General features: G+C 61.5%; 18 protein-coding genes and 1 tRNA gene. 13 read left to right on the top strand and 6 right to left on the bottom strand.

Annotated features, from left to right (window positions below; translation table 11 throughout):
- Positions 1-180 precede the first annotated feature (180 nt).
- From ACU5AZ_RS16920 to ACU5AZ_RS16900, 5 genes are all read left to right on the top strand, one after another.
- Positions 181-1569: a DEAD/DEAH box helicase gene (locus ACU5AZ_RS16920; protein ID WP_446823498.1), complete on the top strand. Its 1389-nt coding sequence runs from the start codon at positions 181-183 to the stop codon at positions 1567-1569.
- A 333-nt stretch (positions 1570-1902) separates the two neighbouring features.
- Positions 1903-3297 (top strand): circularly permuted type 2 ATP-grasp protein, encoded by a 1395-nt coding sequence (locus tag ACU5AZ_RS16915; RefSeq protein WP_261931878.1) that lies wholly within the window; start codon positions 1903-1905, stop codon positions 3295-3297.
- Between the two features lie 3 nt (positions 3298-3300).
- Entirely contained in the window at positions 3301-4239 is a 939-nt protein-coding gene (locus tag ACU5AZ_RS16910; RefSeq protein ID WP_446823497.1) for an alpha-E domain-containing protein, read from the top strand.
- A gap of 46 nt (positions 4240-4285) precedes the next feature.
- A complete protein-coding gene (locus ACU5AZ_RS16905) occupies positions 4286-5113 on the top strand; it encodes a transglutaminase family protein (RefSeq protein ID WP_446823496.1) in 828 nt (275 codons plus the stop codon).
- A gap of 79 nt (positions 5114-5192) precedes the next feature.
- Positions 5193-5669 carry a hypothetical protein gene (locus ACU5AZ_RS16900; RefSeq protein WP_446823495.1) on the top strand — a complete coding sequence of 159 codons (477 nt, stop codon included), beginning with the start codon at positions 5193-5195 and terminating at the stop codon, positions 5667-5669.
- Between the two features lie 21 nt (positions 5670-5690).
- Here ACU5AZ_RS16900 and ACU5AZ_RS16895 read toward each other — a convergent pair whose 3' ends face one another.
- The 3 genes from ACU5AZ_RS16895 to ACU5AZ_RS16885 are packed head-to-tail and all read right to left on the bottom strand — an operon-like array spanning position 5691 to position 10003.
- Positions 5691-7355 carry a CRTAC1 family protein gene (locus ACU5AZ_RS16895; protein WP_446823494.1) on the bottom strand — a complete coding sequence of 555 codons (1665 nt, stop codon included), beginning with the start codon at positions 7353-7355 and terminating at the stop codon, positions 5691-5693.
- A gap of 11 nt (positions 7356-7366) precedes the next feature.
- Positions 7367-8776, bottom strand: coding sequence for a di-heme oxidoredictase family protein (locus tag ACU5AZ_RS16890; RefSeq protein WP_446823493.1), 1410 nt, complete (start codon positions 8774-8776; stop codon positions 7367-7369).
- Between the two features lie 24 nt (positions 8777-8800).
- Positions 8801-10003: an ROK family transcriptional regulator gene (locus ACU5AZ_RS16885; protein WP_446823492.1), complete on the bottom strand. Its 1203-nt coding sequence runs from the start codon at positions 10001-10003 to the stop codon at positions 8801-8803.
- A 255-nt stretch (positions 10004-10258) separates the two neighbouring features.
- Here ACU5AZ_RS16885 and ACU5AZ_RS16880 point away from each other — a divergent pair, with 255 nt between their 5' ends.
- The 6 genes from ACU5AZ_RS16880 (at position 10259) to ACU5AZ_RS16855 (ending at position 15487) form a co-directional block, all read left to right on the top strand.
- On the top strand, positions 10259-11257 hold the full coding sequence (locus tag ACU5AZ_RS16880; protein WP_446826033.1) for a substrate-binding domain-containing protein: 999 nt from the start codon (positions 10259-10261) through the stop codon (positions 11255-11257).
- 210 nt (positions 11258-11467) lie between these two features.
- Positions 11468-12793, top strand: coding sequence for a sugar ABC transporter permease (locus ACU5AZ_RS16875; protein ID WP_446826032.1), 1326 nt, complete (start codon positions 11468-11470; stop codon positions 12791-12793).
- A gap of 11 nt (positions 12794-12804) precedes the next feature.
- Complete coding sequence (locus tag ACU5AZ_RS16870; RefSeq protein WP_446823491.1) at positions 12805-13614, top strand: ATP-binding cassette domain-containing protein; 810 nt, start codon at positions 12805-12807, stop codon at positions 13612-13614.
- A 177-nt stretch (positions 13615-13791) separates the two neighbouring features.
- Positions 13792-13868: transfer RNA gene (locus tag ACU5AZ_RS16865), tRNA-Arg, on the top strand.
- Between the two features lie 101 nt (positions 13869-13969).
- On the top strand, positions 13970-14773 hold the full coding sequence (locus ACU5AZ_RS16860; protein ID WP_446823490.1) for a hypothetical protein: 804 nt from the start codon (positions 13970-13972) through the stop codon (positions 14771-14773).
- 243 nt (positions 14774-15016) lie between these two features.
- Positions 15017-15487: a helix-turn-helix domain-containing protein gene (locus ACU5AZ_RS16855; RefSeq protein WP_446823489.1), complete on the top strand. Its 471-nt coding sequence runs from the start codon at positions 15017-15019 to the stop codon at positions 15485-15487.
- Between the two features lie 549 nt (positions 15488-16036).
- Here the strand turns inward: ACU5AZ_RS16855 and ACU5AZ_RS16850 are convergent.
- Complete coding sequence (locus ACU5AZ_RS16850) at positions 16037-16927, bottom strand: AraC family transcriptional regulator N-terminal domain-containing protein (protein WP_446823488.1); 891 nt, start codon at positions 16925-16927, stop codon at positions 16037-16039.
- Between the two features lie 95 nt (positions 16928-17022).
- Between ACU5AZ_RS16850 and ACU5AZ_RS16845 the strand changes: the two genes are divergently transcribed.
- On the top strand, positions 17023-17850 hold the full coding sequence (locus tag ACU5AZ_RS16845; RefSeq protein ID WP_446823487.1) for an oxidoreductase: 828 nt from the start codon (positions 17023-17025) through the stop codon (positions 17848-17850).
- Positions 17851-18274: 424 nt separating this feature from the next.
- Here the strand turns inward: ACU5AZ_RS16845 and ACU5AZ_RS16840 are convergent, their stop codons facing one another.
- Entirely contained in the window at positions 18275-19444 is a 1170-nt protein-coding gene (locus ACU5AZ_RS16840; protein WP_446823486.1) for an MFS transporter, read from the bottom strand.
- On the bottom strand, positions 19441-19779 hold the full coding sequence (locus ACU5AZ_RS16835; protein WP_446823485.1) for an antibiotic biosynthesis monooxygenase: 339 nt from the start codon (positions 19777-19779) through the stop codon (positions 19441-19443). The genes ACU5AZ_RS16840 and ACU5AZ_RS16835 overlap by 4 nt, the downstream gene beginning before the upstream one ends.
- 108 nt (positions 19780-19887) lie before the next feature.
- Between ACU5AZ_RS16835 and ACU5AZ_RS16830 the strand changes: the two genes are divergently transcribed.
- The gene (locus ACU5AZ_RS16830) at positions 19888-20775 is read left to right on the top strand and encodes a LysR family transcriptional regulator (RefSeq protein WP_446823484.1); all 888 of its coding nucleotides are present in this window, start codon (positions 19888-19890) and stop codon (positions 20773-20775) included.
- Positions 20776-21025 lie beyond the last annotated feature (250 nt).

Below are 21025 nucleotides of genomic sequence, written 5' to 3'. Positions count from 1 at the left end.
ACGGACGCTCAAGAAGGAAAAGCGCAATACGTAAAGCACCGAGACGGTGCCATCCCAGCGCTGGAAAGCTTTTTCCAACAAGCAAGTTCCCACTTCACGCGGGGTTCTTGATGTCTCACAGGCCCGACCCGCAGAAAGCGGAGCCGGCGTTGCCTGTTGCGGCATCCGAAAGGTATTGACTTGACCACATTTGAATCTCTGGGTCTTTCTCCCAAGATCCTGAAGACCCTCACCCTCGCCGGTTTCGAAAATCCGACCCCGATCCAGGCACAGGCCATTCCGCTGGTTCTGGAAGGCCGCGACCTCATCGGTCTCGCCCAGACCGGCACCGGCAAGACGGCCGCATTCGGCCTGCCGATCATCGAAATGCTGATGGTTGAAGGCAAGGACGGCGTTCGTCCCGACCCGCGCACCACCCGTACCCTCATTCTCGCCCCGACCCGCGAACTGGTGAACCAGATCGCCGAAAATCTGAAGGCGTTCGTCCGCAAGACGCCGCTGAAGATCAACACCGTCGTCGGCGGCGCTTCGATCAACCGCCAGCAGATGCAGCTTGCCTCCGGTTCCGACATCCTCGTCGCGACCCCGGGCCGCCTGCTCGACCTGATCGCCCGCAACGCCCTGTCGCTCTCCAAGGTCAGCTATCTCGTCCTCGACGAAGCCGACCAGATGCTCGACCTCGGCTTCATCCACGACCTGCGCAAGATCTCCAAGATGGTGCCTGCCAAGCGCCAGACGCTGCTCTTCTCGGCCACCATGCCGAAGGCAATCGCCGATCTCGCCGGCAACTTCCTGACCAATCCGGTCAAGGTCGAAGTCAGCCCGCCCGGCAAGGCTGCCGACAAGGTCGAGCAGTATGTTCACTTCGTCGCCGGCAAGAACGACAAGACGGTCATCCTCGAAAAGTCCCTCAACGACAATCCGGACGGCCGGGCCCTCGTCTTCCTGCGCACCAAGCACGGCGCCGAGAAGCTGATGGTCTACCTCGACAAGCGCGGCTTCGCCGCCGCCTCGATCCATGGCAACAAGAGCCAGGGTCAGCGCGAACGGGCGCTCAAGGGCTTCCGTGACGGCTCGGTCAAGGTTCTCGTCGCCACCGACGTTGCCGCCCGCGGCATCGACGTTCCCGGCGTGACCCACGTCTACAATTACGACCTGCCGGAAGTGCCGGACGCTTACGTCCACCGCATCGGCCGTACGGCCCGTGCCGGTCGCGACGGCGTTGCCATCGCCTTCTGCGCACCGGACGAAGCAGGTCTTCTGCGCGACATCCAGCGTCTGATGGGCATCGACATCGTCGTTGCCTCCGGCGAACCGCATGCGGGCAATGCCCGTCCGGTCCGTGGCAGCGGTGGCCGCAACGCCGGCGCCGGCCGTGGCAACGGCAACGGCCAGCGCGCACCCCGCGCCCAGGGCGCCGACGCCGAGCGTCGCGACCATGGCGATGGTGCGGGCCATCACCGCGCCGGCAAGAAGCCGCACCGCAAGGGCGCCGCTTTCCGCGGCGGCAAGGGTTCCTCCAGCGGTCGGCCAAGCGCCGGCCGGCAGGACCGCCGCGAACGCGCGTAAGCCTTGACGGCATCAATGTAGTGGATGGCGGGGCAACGTCCCCGCCATTTCTTTTTCATGCGGCGCGACATGCGTGGCCGCCGCTGAACAGCAAATGCACAACTGACCAAATAAGCAGCAGCACCATCCTGCTTTTTCGGCATCCGCTTTGGAAAGCCGGTCAGTTCAGTCCATCGCCCGGCATCTGCGGACAGAGCTTCGCTGCCCAAGACAGCGAATTCCGCGCCCGCGAAATTTCTTTCGCCTCGATTGCGCACGCTTCTTGCATTGCCGATAGCATTGTAATCTTATGTGAAAAAATCACAGGGGAAAGTTCACTTGGCATTCGATGAAATGACAAACGCGGACGGAAGCCCGCGAGAACCCTACAGGAAATATATGGAGTGGCTCTCGGTACAGGATACCGAGCATTTGAAAGCCAAGGCGCGCGACGCCGAGAATATCTTCCGGCGAACCGGGATCACCTTTGCCGTCTACGGACACGAAGATTCCTCCGAGCGCCTCATCCCCTTCGATCTCATTCCCCGCATCATATCCGGCCGTGAATGGCGAAAGCTGGCCCAGGGCATCGAGCAGCGCGTGATCGCGCTGAACGCCTTCCTTGACGACATCTACCACAAGCAGGAGATCGTCCGCGCCGGCCGCATTCCAAGAGAGCTGATCGAGCGCAACGACGCCTTCCTGCCCCAGATGATCGGCATGAAGCCGCCGGGCGGCGTCTACACGCACATCATCGGCACCGACATCGTCCGCACCGGCGAAGACCAGTTCTACGTCCTGGAAGACAATGCCCGCACGCCCTCCGGCGTCAGCTACATGCTGGAAGACCGGGAAACCATGATGCACATGTTCCCGGAGCTCTTCCAGAAGATCCGGGTGCGCCCCGTGGAAGATTATCCACTCAGGCTCCGCCAGTCGCTCGACACGCTCGCGCCTCCCGGCTGCAAGGGAAAACCCCGCGTCGCCGTTCTCACCCCCGGCATCTTCAACTCGGCTTTCTACGAACACGCCTTCCTCGCCGACCAGATGGGTGCGGAGCTGGTGGAAGGCTCGGACCTGCGCGTCATCGACGGCAAGGTGCAGATGCGCACCATCCGCGGCTACGAGCCGATCGACGTGCTCTATCGCCGCGTCGATGACGACTTCCTCGATCCGCTGACCTTCCGTCCGGATTCGGCGCTCGGCATCGCCGGCATCATGGATGTCTACCGCGCCGGCAACATCACCATCGCCAATGCGCCCGGCACCGGGATTTCCGACGACAAGGCGATCTATTCCTACATGCCCGACATCGTCGAGTTCTACACCGGCCGCAAGGCGATGCTGGAAAACGTGCCGACATGGCGCTGTTCGGAACCCGATAGCCTCGCCTACGTGCTCGACAACCTTGCCGACCTCGTCGTCAAGGAAGTGCACGGCTCCGGCGGCTACGGCATGCTGGTCGGCCCGACGGCGACGAAGAAGGAAGTCGCCGAATTCGCCAAGAAACTGAAGGCCAAGCCGGGCAACTACATCGCCCAGCCGACGCTGTCCCTCTCCACCGTTCCCATCATGGTCAAGAAAGGCGTTGCCCCGAGACACGTGGACCTCAGACCCTTCGCACTCGTATCGGACAAGGTCAGGATCATCCCCGGAGGGCTGACGCGCGTCGCCCTCAAGGAGGGTTCGCTCGTCGTCAATTCCAGTCAGGGAGGCGGCACCAAGGATACCTGGGTGCTGGAGGACTAAGACATGCTCGGACGTACTGCCAACGGACTCTACTGGATGTCGCGCTATCTCGAGCGCGCTGAAAACACCGCCCGCCTCATCGATGCCGGCCTGCGCCTGTCGCTGACGCGTTCCACCGGCGCGGACGACGAATGGGAAGGCATTCTCCATTCGGCCGACGTGAAGGAGGCCTATCTCAAGAAGCACGACAAGGTGACCGCTGCCGACGTGATCGACTTCATGCTGCGCGACCGGGACAATACCTCCTCCGTCCTCAACAGCATGGAATTCGGCCGCAACAACGGCCGCATGGTGCGCACCGCATTGACCCGCGACACGTGGGAAGCGCTGAACGAATGCTGGCTGGAGACACGTCAGCTCCTGTCCAAGCGGGTCAGCCCGGCCGTGCTGCCCGACGTCATCGAGACGATCAAGCGGCGCACCTCGCTGATCGGCGGCATGTTCTTCGGCACGATGCTGCGTGACGAGAACTACAACTTCGCCCAGCTCGGTACCTTCATCGAACGCGCCGACAACACCAGCCGCATTCTCGACGTGAAGTACTACGTGCTTCTGCCGTCGATCACCTCGGTCGGCTCCTCGCTCGACAGCGTGCAGTGGGAATCGATCCTGCGCTCGGTCTCGGCGCAGCGCTCCTACAGCTGGGTCTACCAGGAAGACTATTCGCCGGCCAACATCGCCGACTTCCTGATCCTCAACGTGCAGATGCCGCGCTCGCTCGCCTATTGCTACGAGAAGCTCTGCTCGAACCTCAACTATCTCGCGCTGTCGGTCGGCGACCGCCACCAGGCCCATTCCACGGCGGAAGCGATGCGCAACCAGTTGCGCACCAAGTCGATCGCCGAGATCATGGACCAGGGGCTGCACGAGTTTCTCGACGCCTTCATCACGCAGAACAACCAGCTCGGGATGGAAATTTCATCCGCATACAGGTTCTATTGATCGTGAACCGGATTGAGCCCCGAACAAACAGGATGGACCTTGCGGCATGAGACTGAAGATCAGCCACATCACCGAATACCGCTATCCGACCCCGATGGAATTCTTCCTGCAGCGCCTGCGCCTGACGCCGAAGTCCGGCCCAGGCCAGGAGGTCGTGTCTTGGAAGACATCGGTTGAAGGCGCAAACTTCGAAGTCGGCTATGACGACCACTTCAGCAACCGCGTGCAGCTCCTGAGCATCACGGCGGAAACCGACAGCGTGCGCATCATCGCCGAGGGCGAGGTGGTGACCTCCGATCTTGCCGGCGTCACCGGCCCGCATGTCTCGAATGCGCCGCTCTGGCTCTTCAAGCGCGAAACGCCGCTGACCAAGCCCGGAAAGCTGGTCCGCGAACTGACGCGCGGCCTGACCGGCACCGATCTCGAAAAGATGCATGCGCTGATGCTCTCGATCCACGAGGCGATCGTCTACGAACCGGGCAACACGACGACAGCAACGACGGCGGAGGATGCACTGGAGCACAAGAAGGGCGTCTGCCAGGACCATGCCCATGCCTTCATCGCCGCCGCGCGTTCGATGAAGATACCGGCGCGTTACATCTCCGGCTACCTGTTCATGGAAGACAAGCTCGAACAGGAAGCAACGCACGCCTGGGCGGAAGCCTACATCCCGGATCTCGGCTGGGTCGGCTTCGACCCGGCGAACAACCTCTGCCCGGACGAGCGCTACATCCGCGTCGCCTGCGGTCTCGACTATCGCGACACCGCACCGGTCTCCGGCATGAGGATCGGCACCGGCGAGGAAAAGATGACCGTCACGGTGAAGATCGTCGAAGCCGAACCCGGCCAGTCACAAAGCCAGAGCCAGGGCTGAAGGCGCCTCGCGCAAGCGGGACGGCAAGCTCCGCGCCAATTTGCACGGCTAGAACCCTTGCACGAAAGGGAGCGTGATCATGCTGTTCGGGCAATCGGTCTTTCAGTCCGTGCTGGAGCGGCTGAAGGAAGAGCATCCGGAAATCGAGGATGAGGAACCGTCGTACCGCGTGCGCGGGCTCGGCGCGGCGTTCGTCGCCGCCCAGTCGCCCTCCGACGATGTCACCGCCCGCGGCGTCATGAACGCCTATATGGACTTTGCCGGCGAGGCGCCGCCTCCTGAGCCCGAGCCAATACAAGAGCCGGTCGTCGAGGAAGCGCCGGTGATGCCGGAGCATCTGTCCCGCATCGATCCGCAGGAGGTTTCCGACGAACTAGCGCTCAGCGAAACCGACACGGTCGCAAGCCTTCACGAAAAGCGCCGGCTGTTTGCCAAGGCCAATCACCCCGACAGCGTCCTCGCCGCATTCCGCGACAACGCCAATATCCGCATGATGATCGCCAACCTGCTGATCGACGAAGCGCTGCGGCGGCTGAAAAAGCAGGACACCCGCTGATCCAGCCGCCCTCGGTTTCAGTCAGTGCGCATTGCTCACCGGAAACCAGTATTGTGCGCCGGCGGCACCGCGCCGGATCACCACATGCTGGTTGGCAAAGACGCGGTAGGGCGCGCTCCACTCTCCATCCGGCCATTGCACCCGGATCACCGCGCGTTCGTTGACGCCGAGCCCGAAATGCGTGAACCCGAGATGGCCCGACGCATGGCCGCCGCCGACCTGGACGGTCCTGACCTGCGTCAAAGTCCCCGCCCTGACATTGATCTTGGCGCCGACGGCGAAAGGATTGACCTTGCCGTTGTCGAGCTCGATTTCCGTCCAGTTGCCAAGCGGCCGGTAACCCCAGTCGGTCTTGGCGCCCATGTTGCGGAACAGGCTCGCCTTCTGGCTGCGGTTGACGACCAGCAGATCGAGCATGCCGTCATTGTTGAAGTCCTCCAGCACCGCGCCGCGGCCCTTGGTGTTGAGCGCAATTCCCGCCTCGCCGCCACGTTCATGGAACTTGCCGTCGAAGCCGCCGAGCAGGAGATTGTCCGGATCGAAATTGGCGAAGTCCGGCATCACCTCGACATTGCCCTTGGCAATGAAGAGATCAATGTTGGTGTCGTTGTTGACGTCGGCGAATTCGGAATGCCAGCCGGTCGAGGGCCGTCGGTCGCCGCCGGTATAGGGCCGGTAGGCGGTCGAGCCCTTCTCATAGGCGATGTCGCGATAGGTCGGCCGGTCTTCCTCCGCCTCGTCATCCAGCGTCTGCAGCATGGTGTCGCCCATCGAGGTCAGCGCATATTCCGGCAGGCCGTCGGCGTTGAGGTCGGCTTCCGCAATCCCCATGCCCCAGATCTTCAGGGCCTGCCAGCCCTGCGCCGTCGTATACTGCCGGGGTGGATGGCCGTCCGGAAGTTCCCACAATTGCTCCTGACCACCGCGATAATATTGCCGGTCGTTGGTGACCCTCAGCGACGCCTTGCCCGACCGGTTCCAGTCGGTAAACAGCATCGACAGCGTGCAGTAGCTGGGCCTCAGCGCGAATCCGTCGGAGTAGTCCGGCTTGTCGCCCTCCTTCGGCCGCAGCAGCCGGTTGTCCGAGCAGGTGCCGAACGGCGAACCGGGCGCGGAACGGTCGACATAATTGCCGATCGCGAGCGTCGGAAAGCGGCTCCCCGTTTCCCACGTCGCCGCGAACGCCGTCGACCAATCCCGCCCGCCATCGAAGGCGAAGGCGCGGTTGGCCTTTTCGAAGCTGCAGTTCGGCCCGCCCTTCAGGACGATGTTCTCGCCAAGCCGCAGCAGCACGAGATCGATGTGGCGGTCATTGTCGATATCGACCGGATAGACGCCGAGCACCGACTTCTCGTCCCGCTCGGAAAGCCCCAGCGACCGCTTCTCGAAGGTAAGCGCGCCACCGACCGGACTGCGATTGACATAGAGCGACGCCGGTGACGTTCCGCCGGCAAGCACCAGGTCCGGTGTGCGGTCGCCGTTGCAATCGAAGCTCGCGACGCCGCCGCCGACGAAATATTCCCACGGGCCGATATATTCGTGATCGATGCCGGCGGCGAGCGCCTCCTCGTTATACTGCGGAATGTCCCCGTAGAAGGGAGCTTCGGGCTTTGCGTCTTCCGCGGCAATCGAAGGCTGGAACAACCCGAGCGCGGCGAGACCTGCGTAAAATGCGGTTTTCTTCATGATCCCCCTCCTCATGGCTTGATCACCAACGTCTTCAGGTAGGCGATGATGCTGTTGCGGTCGGCTTCGGATGCGGCGACATAGGCATCCCGTGCCGCCCGCCCATCACCGCCATGCGCGCGGATCACCTCGTCGAGCGTGGTGAGATCGTTGCGATGGCCGTAGGGTGCCGTCGAGCCCACGCCCCAGAGTTCGGCGGTCATGAAGATGTTGCGATCGACGAATCGCTGCGGCAGCAGTTCGTTGCCGAGCTGGTCGATGCTGTTGTCCGTCATCGTATGACGCTTGAGATCGCCGAACAGCGGCACCAGAACCTCGCCCTTTTCGTTGCGGGGCAGCGCATCCGTCCACTTTTCCAGCGCCAGATCGTAGACGGCGGGTGCCTTGACCTGCGAAATGCTGAGCGTGCCGGCCACATCCGCACCGCCGGGATCGGCGAATTTGAGCGACGTCAGCGGCAGGCTCGGCTTGTGACAGGTCTCGCAGCCCATCGAACCGAAATTCTTCGCGCCCAGCGCGGCCATCTCGCGCCAGCGGCCATCCTCCGGCACTTCTTCGACCGGTGCGGGCCGTGTCGCCTGCCAGGCGACCAGCGCCGACACGTCGGCGGCGTTGATCTCGTCGGCGATGCCGTCGCCGTCGAAATCCGTCTCGCCCGTCCAGCGCGCCCCGAAGCGTTCATCGGCCTCCATGCCGTGATGGGCATTCAGTGCATTGATGGTGAACTGCCGGATCGACGTCATCACGCCCTTCTGGCTGAACGGCCGGATGACGAGATCCATGTCGACGCCGTCTAGCTCACGCATGTCGACGATTCCGTCCGGATGCACGGTCAGCCAGCCGAAATCGATACCCTTGCTCGCAAGCTTGATGCGCAGTTCCTTGCCGGCCTTTTCCGCCGCCTTGAGCGCATCGAGGCGCTGGCGCTGCAGATCGGCCGTCATTTCGCGCGCAAGCAGTTCGACAAGCCCGGCACCGAACAGATGAGTCGATCCGCGCTCGTTGGAAAATTGCGGATCGGTCGTGTCGAAATCGGCGCTTTCGAAGCCTTCCGAGACGAAGACATTCATCGAGAAGTCGCCCGCGCCGCCGACGACCGGCTGATTATGACAGGACGAACAGGAATTGGCGTCCATGCCGGCGGTGCGGGAAAACTCGTTCGGGACCGGATGCCGGCGCTTGGTCGGCACGATCGCCTGCGTCGCCAGCGGACGACCGGCGCCGTCGAGCGTGGTGTAACGTGCCTCGAACAGCTTCTCGCCGATATCCGAGAGCGTCTTGAGCTGCGCCGCATCGAGCGTGCCGGAAACCTCGGCTCCCGCCGTCCCGAGTGCCCCGGTGCGTTCCTCCCATGGCTCTGCGGCCATCACCGGCATTGCCAGCGCCATCAGCGCCGCTCCGCCCGTTATCCAGTTTCGCATGGTCCCCTCCTCCCAAAATTCACTCTATCCGGACTGCACGATCCCGACATCCATTGCCGCAAGCGCCTGACTGAGGTGCCCGCTGAATGCCAGGTTCTGCTCGTCCGTGATGATCGATATTGCCGGCATGCCCTGCATGGCGACAACATGCGACTGAGCGAGCCCTTCCTCCAGGCCCGGCTTCATCAGGTCATAATAGCGCGTGCCGGGTCCCGTGATGACGATCGGCATGAAATCATAAAGGCTCATCAGCCGCGACAGGCCATTGCCGAGCGCCAGCCCCGCCTGGCGGAAGGCGAAGCCTGCCATGCGGTCGCCACGCCGCGCATTCGCGGCAATCTTGTCGAGCTCGGACAGCGGCACGAACTTCGCCGGGATCGCATCGGCCGGCACTTCGAAGGCGGTCCTCAATATGGCGTAGAAACCGGAATAGGCCTCGATGCAGCCCTTCGCACCGCAGCGGCAGAGGGCACCTTCCGGCTGGTGCAGCATATGGCCGAAATTCGGAGCGGACACGCTTTCGCGATCGCCGTTGGACGCGACGATCCCAAGCCCGATCGAATGGCCGAGCGAGAGTGCCGCGAGCGATGGCGGACGCGGATCGAGACGGTGGGAGATCGCCTGGGCCACCAGCAACGTTTCGTTGGACAGCGACACCCATATGCCCGGACGATCGCCGAAAACGGCATGAAAATCGATCCGCTCGCTGCCGAAGACCGGCGACCAGACGAGCTCCGGACGATCGGCAGCGACCAGCCCCTTGCTGCTGGCGGAAATTGCCAGCACGCGGCTGTCGTCGATACGCGAGCGTTCCAGCAGACGGTCGAGTCCTTGCCGCAGCATCGCGATAAAGCCGGCGGTGCCGCGCGGATTGGTCTCGCGCGCCTCGTTGAAGCGGTCGATCAGCGTGCCGCGATAGTCGGCGAGCGAAAACTGCACGGTGTCAGACGAAATGATGATGATCGCCAGATAGGCGAAATCGCGTTTCGGCGCGAACAGCACGCGTGGCCGGCCACGGCCGACGGCGGCCATCTGCTCGACCCGCTCGATGACCCCGCGGCCTTCCAGTTCGGCGGTGATCGCCGAAACAGTCGCCGAGGACAGGCCGGTGCGTTCCGTGATCACCGTGTGCGCGGCAGCCCCGTGCTCCCTCAGCGCGTTCAGCACAAGGATGACGTTGCCAATGCGCAACTGTTCGGTACTGGACCTGGTCGGGCTGACCATCATCCGTCTCTTTCGACACTTCCTTTGGAGGCTCCTCCCAGAGCACACGAAGGCAGGCAACACAGGCAGAAAGAAGCCGTGTTGACAGCCCAAAAATTCTCTGCCATTAAATTTCTCGACTGTCGAGAAAAAACTTTTTTGAAGTGTCTCGGCAGATTTCTGGTCCGGCTGGCCATGAGGATGGAGGGGTGCCGGACTCTGTTTTGGGAGGACAACATGAAGAAGTTGACAGCCGCGCTTTTGGGCGCAGTATTTACCATGTCGATTGCCGGCCCGGTTCTGGCCGAAGGCAAGACGGTCGCCGTATCCTGGAAGATCTTCCAGGAAGAACGCTGGAAGCGCGACGAAGGCGTCATCAAGAAGATCGTCGAAGACGCCGGCGACAAGTACATTTCCGCTGACGCCCAGGGCTCTGCGGCAAAGCAGCTGACCGACATCGAATCGCTGATCTCGCAGGGCGCTGACGTGCTCCTGATCGTTCCGTGGGACTCCGAAGCGATCATGCCTGCCGTTCAGAAGGCCAAGGACGAAGGCATTCCGATGATTGCCTATGACGTTCAGATCGAAGATCCGAGCGTTCTCTACATGACCTTCGACAACGTCGGCGTGGGCCGCCTGATGACCGAGGAAGTGCTGAAGGTGAAGGACAAGGGTAACTTTGCCATCATCAAGGGCGACCAGGGTGATCCGAATGCGACCTTCCTCTACAACGGCATGATGGAAATCCTGAAGCCGAAGATCGACGCAGGCGACATCAAGATCGTCGGCGAAGCCTCGTCGGACGGCTGGAAGCCGGAAAACGCCCAGAAGAACATGGAACAGATCCTGACGGCCGCCGACAACAAGGTCGATGCGGTTCTGTCTGAAAACGACGGCATGGCTGGCGGTGTGGTTGCTGCCCTCGCCGCCCAGGGTCTTGCCGGCACCGTTCCGGTCTCCGGTCAGGACGGCGACTTCGCCGCCATCAACCGCGTGGCTCTCGGCACCCAGACCGTTTCGATCTGGAAGGACTCCCGCGCCCTCGGCAAGGCTGCCGCTGAAGCAGCCCTGATGCTCGCCGACGGCAAGGAAATGACCGACGTTCCGAACGTCTCCAAGTTCAACCAGGGCGCCAAGGGCGTCGAGATGAACTCGGTTCTGCTGACCCCGACGCCGATCACCAAGGACAACATCAACGTGATCATTGATGCCGGCTGGATCGACAAGGCAACCGCTTGCGCTGGCGTTGCTGCCGGCAAGGTCGCAGCCTGCGACTGATCCCTGCGGGATAAAGGCCTCGTTTTGGCTGAAACGGGACCGCGCTGCATTCATGCGGCGCGGTCCTGTCAAATACGGGGTCCGCAGTCATGAACCATCATGCAGTCTCGCAGCCGGTCTGCGACGCTTAAGGCAAGCGCACGAAGCGGCCCGCCCGAAGTCACGATCGCTGGGTGGAAGACTTCGAGATTCATTAAAAAAGGCAGAAAAATCGTGAACAAACCTCATTCCGCTTCGCCCGGTCCGGGGCAAGTCAAAGAAGGGCCGGTCACCACCTTCCTTCGGGCGACGGAGATCGACGCACGCATGCTCGGCATGTTCGGCGCCCTCCTTCTCATCTGGGTCGGCTTTCATGTGTACGGGATGATCTTCAACGGCTACGGCGCGTTCCTGACCTTCCGCAACCTGTGGAACCTGTCGGTCCAGACCTCCTCCATCGCCGTCATGGCGACCGGCATGGTGCTGATCATCGTCACCCGCCACATCGACCTCTCCGTCGGCTCGATGCTCGGCGTCACCGCCATGATCACCGGCGTCGTCCAGGTGTGGCTGCTGCCGCCGATCATGGGATTCGGCGATCCGGCCATCTGGATTCTCGCGGTTATCACCGCGCTCGTCGTTGGCACGCTGATCGGCGCCTTCCAGGGCATCCTGATCGCATACCTGCAGATCCCCGCCTTCATCGTCACGCTCGGCGGCCTGATGGTCTGGCGCGGCGCAGCCTGGTGGGTGGCGCGCGGTGAGACGATCTCGCCGGTCGACGCCAACTTCGCCCTGATCGGCGGCGGTCCCTACGGCTCCATCGGCGTGACCGCGAGCTGGATCGTCTCGGTACTCGGCTGCGCCGCCATCGCCTTCTCCATCCACGCGGCACGCCGCCAGCGCACCCGCTTCGGCTTTCCCCTGCGTCCCATGTGGGCCGAGATCTTCATCGGCACCTGCGGCTCGCTGATGCTGCTTGGCGCCGCCTATGTCGCCAACAACTATCCGTGGCCGCGCGGCATCGTCAAACAATACGCCGCCGCCCACAACATCACCGTGCCGCCGGAAGGGCTTGACATCGGCCATGGCTTCGCCATTCCGGTGCTGATCGCAGCGGCCGTCATGGTCGGCATGACCTTCCTGTCCAACCGCACCCGCTTCGGCCGCTATGTCTTTGCCATCGGTGGCAATCCGGAAGCAGCGGAACTCGCCGGCATCAACACCCGCCGCGTCACCGTCATGGTGTTCGCGCTGATGGGCACGCTGGTCGGCATTTCCGCCATCATCGCTTCGGCCCGCCTGAACTCGGCGACCGCCGACCTCGGCAAGCTCGACGAACTCTACGTCATCGCCGCGGCCGTCATCGGCGGCACGTCGCTGGCTGGTGGTTCGGGCACCATCTGGGGCGCCGTGCTCGGCGCGCTGGTCATGCAGTCGCTGCAGTCAGGCATGGTGCTCATCGGCTTCGACAGCGCCATGCAGCAGGTGGTCGTCGGCATCGTGCTCGTCGTTGCGGTCTGGATCGACACGATCTACCGCCGGCGTATCAAGTAAGGAGGACGGACATGAACGAGAACAAAGCCCCTTCTCAAAACGGTGCCGTTCCGCTGGTCGAAATGCGCAACATCTCGATCGCATTCGGCGGCATCCACGCCGTGGAGAACGCATCGGTCGACCTCTTCCCCGGCGAAGTCGTCGCCCTGCTCGGCCACAACGGTGCCGGCAAGTCGACCCTGATCAAGATCCTGTCGGGCGCCTACAAGCGCGACGCAGGCGACATTCTGATCAACGGCGAACAGGTGGAAATCCGCAATCCGCGTGACGCCAAGGCCTATGGCATCGAGACGATCTACCAGACGCTCGCCGTCGCCGACAATGTCGACGCCGCCGCCAACCTGTTCCTCGGCCGCGAGATCCTGACGAAATGGGGCACGCTCGACGATGCCGCCATGGAGGCGGAAGCGCGCGAGGTGATGGGGCGCCTGAACCCCAACTTCAAGCGCTTCAAGGAGCCGGTGAAGGCCTTGTCCGGCGGCCAGCGCCAGTCGGTGGCGATCGCCCGCGCCATCCTCTTCAACGCCCGCATCCTGATCATGGACGAGCCGACGGCGGCCCTCGGGCCGCAGGAAACCGCGCAGGTCGGCGAGCTCATCAAGCAGTTGAAGAAGGAAGGCATCGGCATCTTTCTGATCAGCCACGACATCCACGACGTCTTCGATCTCGCCGATCGGGTCACCGTGATGAAGAACGGCCAGGTCGTCGGCCATGCCCGCACCGAAGACGTCACCAAGGACGAAGTCCTCGGCATGATCATCCTCGGCAAATGCCCGCCCAAGGCCATCCCCGGTCCCGGCGCCATGGCCGAAGCCGGCTGACGGCATAACGACATGAGAAACAAGGAAAAGGCCTGGCAAGACCGGGCCTTTTCCTTATCCGCTCCGCCACCCCGAACAAATTCCCCGCCCTGCCCTTTTTGACCATTGAAGCAGGCCGAAAGGTAGGGTAATACCCGAAGCACTGAGGCCTGATTCAAATCAAGGCCCATACGGCAAGCACCCGTAGCTCAGCTGGATAGAGTGTTGGATTCCGATTCCAAAGGTCACAGGTTCGAATCCTGTCGGGTGCGCCAGTAACTTCCTAATGCATTGAAATCCTAAAAGCGCTAAGGTTTCCAAGACCTTGTCGGAGCCCGATTGGTACACAATAAGGGCACGCAAGGGATACCCACCTATGGCAACGGGGATGAGCTACATGCAGCGCCGGAAGTCGGGAATTTACGAATTTCGCAAGAGGCTACCCACCAGCCTTGCGGGGGTGCCCTGCCCTGACCACCTGAAAATTGAGCTGAGTGAGCTGGTCAATCCACAAACGGGTCGCTTCAAGCGAGAGCTCACTGGCCTGCTGGGGGATTACCTCGCAGTCAAAGGCTTCTCGCTCGCCGGCACCGCCGGGGCGACGGGCCAATTGGCACTGCAGAAGCTGCTTAACAAAAGATTAGAGGCGGCAAGAAAGGAGCTGTTAGACAGCTTATCCAAGGGGAAAATCAATGTGAGCGACATCCCAGAAGATGATCTTGCCGCCATAGTTTTCCGCCATCTGCGGGCTGCCGAGGAAGGTGCTGCACGCCTAAACCTTAAGCTTATGGCGTCTGTCATCGCTGGGAGTGTGGACAAACCTGATTTCTACGCGAACGATTTTCTTTTGTGGGCTGACGCCCTAGCCAGCCTCAAGCGTGACGAAGTCTTGGTTTTGGGGGTTATGCACCGCGTGGCCGCCGAGACTGACTACGACATTCAGCAACGAACCGGAGAGTTTTGGGGGAAGTGCTTGCCAATATTGAAAGACAAATACGGCATGGAATACACTTGGGCGGAGATACACGCTGCGGCCCTAATGCGCACAGGACTAGTCAGAATTCTGGGTGGCTTAATGGACACCGGCCAAGCGTTCCTCCCAAGCCCGGACCTCCGCAAACTAGGCGAGATGGTTGATATCGAGTCAGCCTATAGCGACACCCCCTACGGGTACAGTTAATGCCCAGCAGCGACGGGCGCTTGGTGCCGGCTTCGGGCATAGGGGTGGCCATTTGCCCCATAACGGGAGGGCCTGGGGCGGCACGGGGGGAAAGCCCTTTGCCGCTGCTACGTGATCACCCTTGAGATGTGTGACCCCTAGTGTACCTCGGGAAGAAGAACCCACATTCAAAATTAGCGACAAAAATGGCATATTAAAATAAGATACCTTGTTGCTCTTTCAGTTTTCGACTAGATCTGACCCATGATGACGAGACCGACACTTGACGCTCTTCGGGAGCATGACGACAGCACGGATAGCCTTAGCGTCTCACAGCGCTGGGAGGGCATCACCAACACTGGGTTTATCGCCGTCCCAAACCTCCTCCTGCTCAATCAGGCTCGTTTGGGTCTGACCAGCGAGGAGTTAAATGTGCTTCTGAATTTGCTTGTTCATTGGTGGCGGCCCGAAGATTTCGTGTTCCCCCGGTCGGAAACTATAGCGACCAGAATGGGCGTATCACAAAGGAGTACCCAGAGAGCATTACGTTCACTGGCGACCAAAGGAATGATAGTTCGAAGGCGGACCGGGGACCTCAGAAGCTATTATGATCTGGGGCCTCTCATTGAGAAACTGAAGCCACTTGCGGACAGGGCAACAAGCGAGAGAGCAGCCTTTCAAACTCTAAGCGCTTTCAATGGGCCTGCTCTAGGCAATGAGGAACCTGCAAACTAAAGTTCGAATGTGGCCGATGGTTTGAATTTTCAGGGCAATCCATCGGCCATCATCAAGACTCAAATTCACAGGAGGACAGCATGAAGCCGCCATAGTCCCGCAAATATTCCCGAAGAAAGCCCCTTAAAGGCCCAATTCGGCAGCCCCGTAGGGGGAAGAGTCGGGGCGCAAATGCCTCGACTCTACTTGATTTTAGTATCACGCCGCCCATTCAGCCGTCAAACCCGGGGGCCGGTGCCCCAGCTATGCTTCGTACCAAGACCGGTAGCTTTGTCGATATGACTTGCCTTTCCCGTCAAAAGTGGTACACAAAGTTCAAATGGCTCCGTCAAAAGCCTTTTAGATTCAGTGCGCTATAGGCCACCCATCGTTTCCTGTCGGGTGCGCCAAATTCCACTGATCGCCCTCCATAATACGCTATAGCCGCGGAACGGTTCGAATCGCTTTCGGTCGAGTGATTGCCACAAGAATGCATCGCGGTCTGCTGCGGCGGGAACGCGCCCTCGCTTGAAGCAGGCAGACACGGTCAGGGAAAATCTGCGCTCGCCATCAAGTCGGCTCTCCCAGATGTTCCCGCATCCAGCGGGCCTCTTCGGTAGCGGTTCGTCCAAAATGCTTGCGAAAATCGCGGCTGAACTGGGCCGCACTTGCATATCCGACTTGGGCCGCAACAGTGGAGATGGGGCCCTGGTTGGATGCGATCATGACGCGCGCTTCGTGAAGTCGCATCGCCTTAATATAACGGACTGGCGACGCTCCTGTCAGGGCCTTGAAATGGGCGTGATAGGAAGGAACGCTCATACCGGCCTCTGCCGCCAGTTCCGGGACGGAAATGCCCGCGGTGAACGATGCGCGAATGCGAGCGAGGCTTTCCACGATCCGTCCGGCAGGCCCCCGGTGACGCAGGGCCGCCCGAAGAGCGCCCCCCTGAGGCCCGACGAGGACCAGGTAATGCAGCTCCCGCAGAATAGCGGGGCCGAGGATCGCGCATTCCTGCGGGTCTGCCAGCGCGCTCATCGTTCTGCGCAAGAGATCTCGCAACTTCGAAGACAAGGGGCTTGAAACAAGGCTCCGAGCCTGCTCTCGCGCAATATTTCCCCCATCTTCAAGCATGACAGCGATCTCGGCGGCGAGATGCAGGTCGAATTCCAGGTAGAGCGCGAGCAGAGGCATTTCAGGGCTGGCTTGCGACGCCATCCGGAATGGCACTGGAACCGACACGCCGAGGTAATGATCGGCATCGTAGCGATAGATTTGCCCGTCCAAGAAGCCCTGCTTCGCGCCTTGCAGCACAAAGACCGCCCCGGGTCGATAGAGAACCGGAACGTCCTCCAGAACGGTTTCAGACCGCAAGATACGCATGCCAACCAAGGCCGTGGGATTGTATCCAGGGCGCGGTGCGAGCTTTGATGCCTGCCAGGCGAGATCGTCATGTTTCATAGGATTGGTCAATTTTATCAGAGGATGCGCGCTGTCTGTCGGCTCCGCCTCATACTATTTAGCAATTCATCGAAACGCACAAGCAAGGCCCAATCATGACGACCAAGACTTTCTTCATTACCGGTGCCAATTCGGGCTTCGGGTTCGCCATCGCCGAGGCAGCGCTGCGGGCGGGACACAATGTGATCGGCACTATTCGTTCCGAGGAGGCGCGCATCTCCCTGCTCGAGCGACTTCCAAAAGTCCACGCCGTCTTATGCGACATCACCGATTTCGACCACATCGAGGGGATCGCTCGCCAGGCCGAGACCGATTTCGGCCCTGTCGACGTGCTGATCAACAATGCCGGCTACGGGCACGAGGGGGTGCTGGAGGAATCGCCATTGTCGGAAATGCAGCGCCAGTTCGACGTCAATGTTTTTGGCGCCGTCGCTGTGGCCAAGGCATTCTTGCCACGCTTCCGCCAGCGGCGTTCGGGATTTATCGTCAACGTCACCTCGATGGGTGGTCTGATCACAATGCCTGGGATCGCCTATTACTGCGGCAGTAAATTTGCCTTGCAGGGCATATCCGAAGTCATGCGTGCCGAGATGGCACCGTTTGGGGTGCATGTTACCGCGCTTTGCCCAGGCTCTTTCCGCACCGACTGGGCGGGGCGCTCCATGGTTCGCACGGAGCGCTCGATCGACGATTACGACAGGCTCTTTGATCCGATCCGCGAGGCGCGGCAAAAAAAGCACGGCGCTCAGCTCGGCGATCCGGAAAAGCTTGCTGACGCAGTCCTGACCCTCGTGAAGTCCGAAAATCCTCCGCCACAACTGCTTTTGGGCAGCGACGCACTTGGCCTGGTTCGTCATCGGCTTCAGGCGATGCTCCATGAGATCGACGACTGGGAGAAACTCACCTGTTATACGGACGGCTGACAACCAATCCGGTAGACCGCTGCAAGCCCCAGCCAAACGCCGATAAGCTTTGGGCTGGGGCTCGCGGAAAGGCGAGATGCGCTCAAGCTGATCTACGAACTTCCAGACCGGCCTCGCTGACGATGGACCGCCCCCCGAAGATCCGGCCAAGCTGCTGGCCTTGCGAGGGCCAGATGAAGCGAACGATCGCTTTCGAGGGCTTCTCACATCGACCGGCTACAATGGGGCGCCATGCCGCCCAAAGACATCCTATCAACAAGCGCTCAAAGGCCGCCAATTCCACACCCCAACCACCTTTGCTACGCAGCACGACGCTACAGCTTGATGGCGGGCCGCGCCCGACGAAGATGAGCACTACGTCTACGCTATAGCACTCTAACACCGCACAAGGCGACAATCCGGAGCAAACCTGCATCGCGCTTTGTCACGACATGCGTCCTGCGTCAGCGGGGTGGGCCATGCACAGTGATGATCCAGCGGCGCCGACAAGCAGAGCGATACCTGCCCACGACAACCCGCCTGCTCCTGCGGTTTCGAGAATGACCCCGCCCATGACGGCTCCGCCAAAAATGGCGATGTTCCATGCCGTGACGATCATCGCCTGGGCCACATCGGCCGCAGCACCGGCAGCACGCGCCGATGCGGTCTGAAAGAGCGTCGCCGACCCGCCAAAAGCCAGTCCCCAGATAAGTGTGGCCCCGTAGATCGCCGACGGTGCTCCGGTTATCACCGCAAGGATCAAGACCGCCACAAGAAACAGGCCGATGCCGGTGAAGGTCAATGGTCGCAGCCATTTGTCGATCAACACGCCCGTCAGACCGATACTGACAAGTGCGGAAACCCCGAAAACCAGAAGGACACTATCGATCTGGCCCGTCATGCGATGGCCGGCCAGAAGTGGCGCGATGTACGTGTAGAGGATGTTGTGGGCCAGCACGAAGCAGAGCGTCACCGCCAGCACCGGGCGCACGCCCGGCACCGCAAAGACCTGGGCCAATGACGGGCGTTGCGTTTCAGGCTCGCTGGCGAAATCCGGCACCTTCGCCATGATCCAGCCAGCGAGCAGCAACGCAATGACGCTGAGCAATCCGAAGGTCAGTCGCCAACCGGCGAGGTTGCCGATAAATGTGCCGGCGGGGATGCCGATGGAGAGCGCCAACGGCGTCCCCGCCATCGCAATGGCCATGGCCCGGCCAGCGAGGCTGGGCGGCGCCATGCGAACAGCATAGCCGGCCAGCAACGCCCACAGCAAGCCGGCCGATACACCGCCGACGAAACGTGCCGCCATCGCGACGATGTAACTCGTCGTCAGGGCCGTAATCAGATTGGCGATAGCGAAACCGATAATGGCACCGACCAGGAGCGGTCGCCTGCGCCAGCTTCGCGTCGCCGCCGTCAGCGGGATCGCGGCAAGCAGCGACCCGAGTGCATAGATACTGATCCATTGTCCGGCCATCGCCTCGCTCACCCCCAGCGATGTCCCGATCTGCGGGAGCAAACCGGCAGGCAGGGCTTCAGTCAGAATGGTGACAAAACCGGCAACCGCCAGTGCACATAGCCCGGCTACCGGCAGCCGTTCCCTCCGGCACGTCACGCTGAGGCCCTCGGCAGCACCAGCTCACAAACCGTGTAGGTATGAAACTCGCTCGACGAGACGGTGTCGAGCTTGCGGAACTTTTCGAGAAATACTGGATCGGAAAAGAAAATCTCAACGTCGCCGGGGTCTGAGATCGCCTCGATATTCACGACCGTCAGCCCATCGGTGCTCTTGGCAAGATTGCTCCAAAGAAAGCCCGGCTTCCGCTCGGCGACATAGTGGACGACATCCTGGATCAACTGAAACGCCTCCTCCTGTTTGCCGGGGTGAACGTGAATGACATTGACGATGAAAGTCGTCGGGGTGGGTTGGGTCGTGAAGGCGGGGATCATGTGCGTCTCCTTGGTTTCGGAAGGCCAAGGGGTAGCGGACGGCTTTCTACGGAAAAACAGGCCGTCGTTCCGATGACTACGGAATAAAGTTCCTGTAATAGTCAGTGCATGGACAAACTCACTGCGTTCGACGCCTTCGTGCAATCGGCTGAAACCGGCAGTTTCGTTGCGGCTGGCCGCAAGCTCGGCCTTTCCGCCTCTGCGGTGGGCAAGGCGGTGGTTCGACTTGAACAACGGCTGGATGTGCGCCTGTTCCACCGCAACACGCGCAACATGACGCTCACCGAAGAGGGGCGGCTGTTCCTCGAACGCTGCCGCCGCATCTTCGAGGAGGTGGAGGCAGCGGAAGCCGAGCTTGCCCGATCCAATCGGACGCCAAGAGGGCGGCTGCGGATCAGTCTGCCGCTGGTCGGCATGCTGCTGACACCGGTGATGGCCAAGTTCATGCGCGCCTGGCCAGAGGTGCAACTCGATCTGGATTTTAGCGATCGGCTGGTGGACGTGGTGGAGGAAGGGTTCGATGCCGTCATTCGCACCGGGCAACCATCGGACAGCCGGTTGATGAGCCGCAATGTCGGCCGATTCAAACTGAAAATCGTCGCCTCACCCGACTATCTGGCAAGGTGTGGCGTGCCGGAAACCCCTGACGATCTGGCGCAGCATCAGTGTCTCCACCAACGCTCTCCCAGCACCGGCAAGCTCCGACCCTGGCCGTTTGCTCGCGGGGAACGGCAAGGGAAGGTTGTCCTGCCCGAACGGATGAGCGCGACGGCGGTCGATCCTCTGATCGAGTTGGCGATCGAGGGACTGGGCATTGCGTGTCTGCCGCCCTTTGCGATCCGTGACGAGATCGCTGACGGCCGCCTCGTGTCCATCCTGGACGAGTGGGTTGCCGAGACCGATCAGTTCAACGTGCTCTGGCCGGCCAGCCGCCAGATTACGCCCAAACTGAGGGTGTTCGTCGACTTCATGGCCGAGCATCTGCAGCCGCAATAGGTGTCGCATATCGCGCCGGTTCGGCCCGTTTCCGCTGTCATGGTCGCGGGCGGAGCGGCCACGGCGTGACGCGCGGTGCGGAAATCGGCGGTGTTTGCGTAGCTATCGCGCAGGGTATCGCGTCATAGCGTAGAATCGGCGGGACAGACGGGACATGCGGGATTCGAACCGGCTTAAGGGGGGCCACAGCGTAGACATAGTTCTCATCATCACCCGGCACGGTGCGCCATTTTCCTTTACCAGCGCCGCC

Source organism: Rhizobium sp. PAMB 3182 (assembly GCF_052908355.1).
This window is presented reverse-complemented; position numbering and strand designations above follow the sequence as displayed.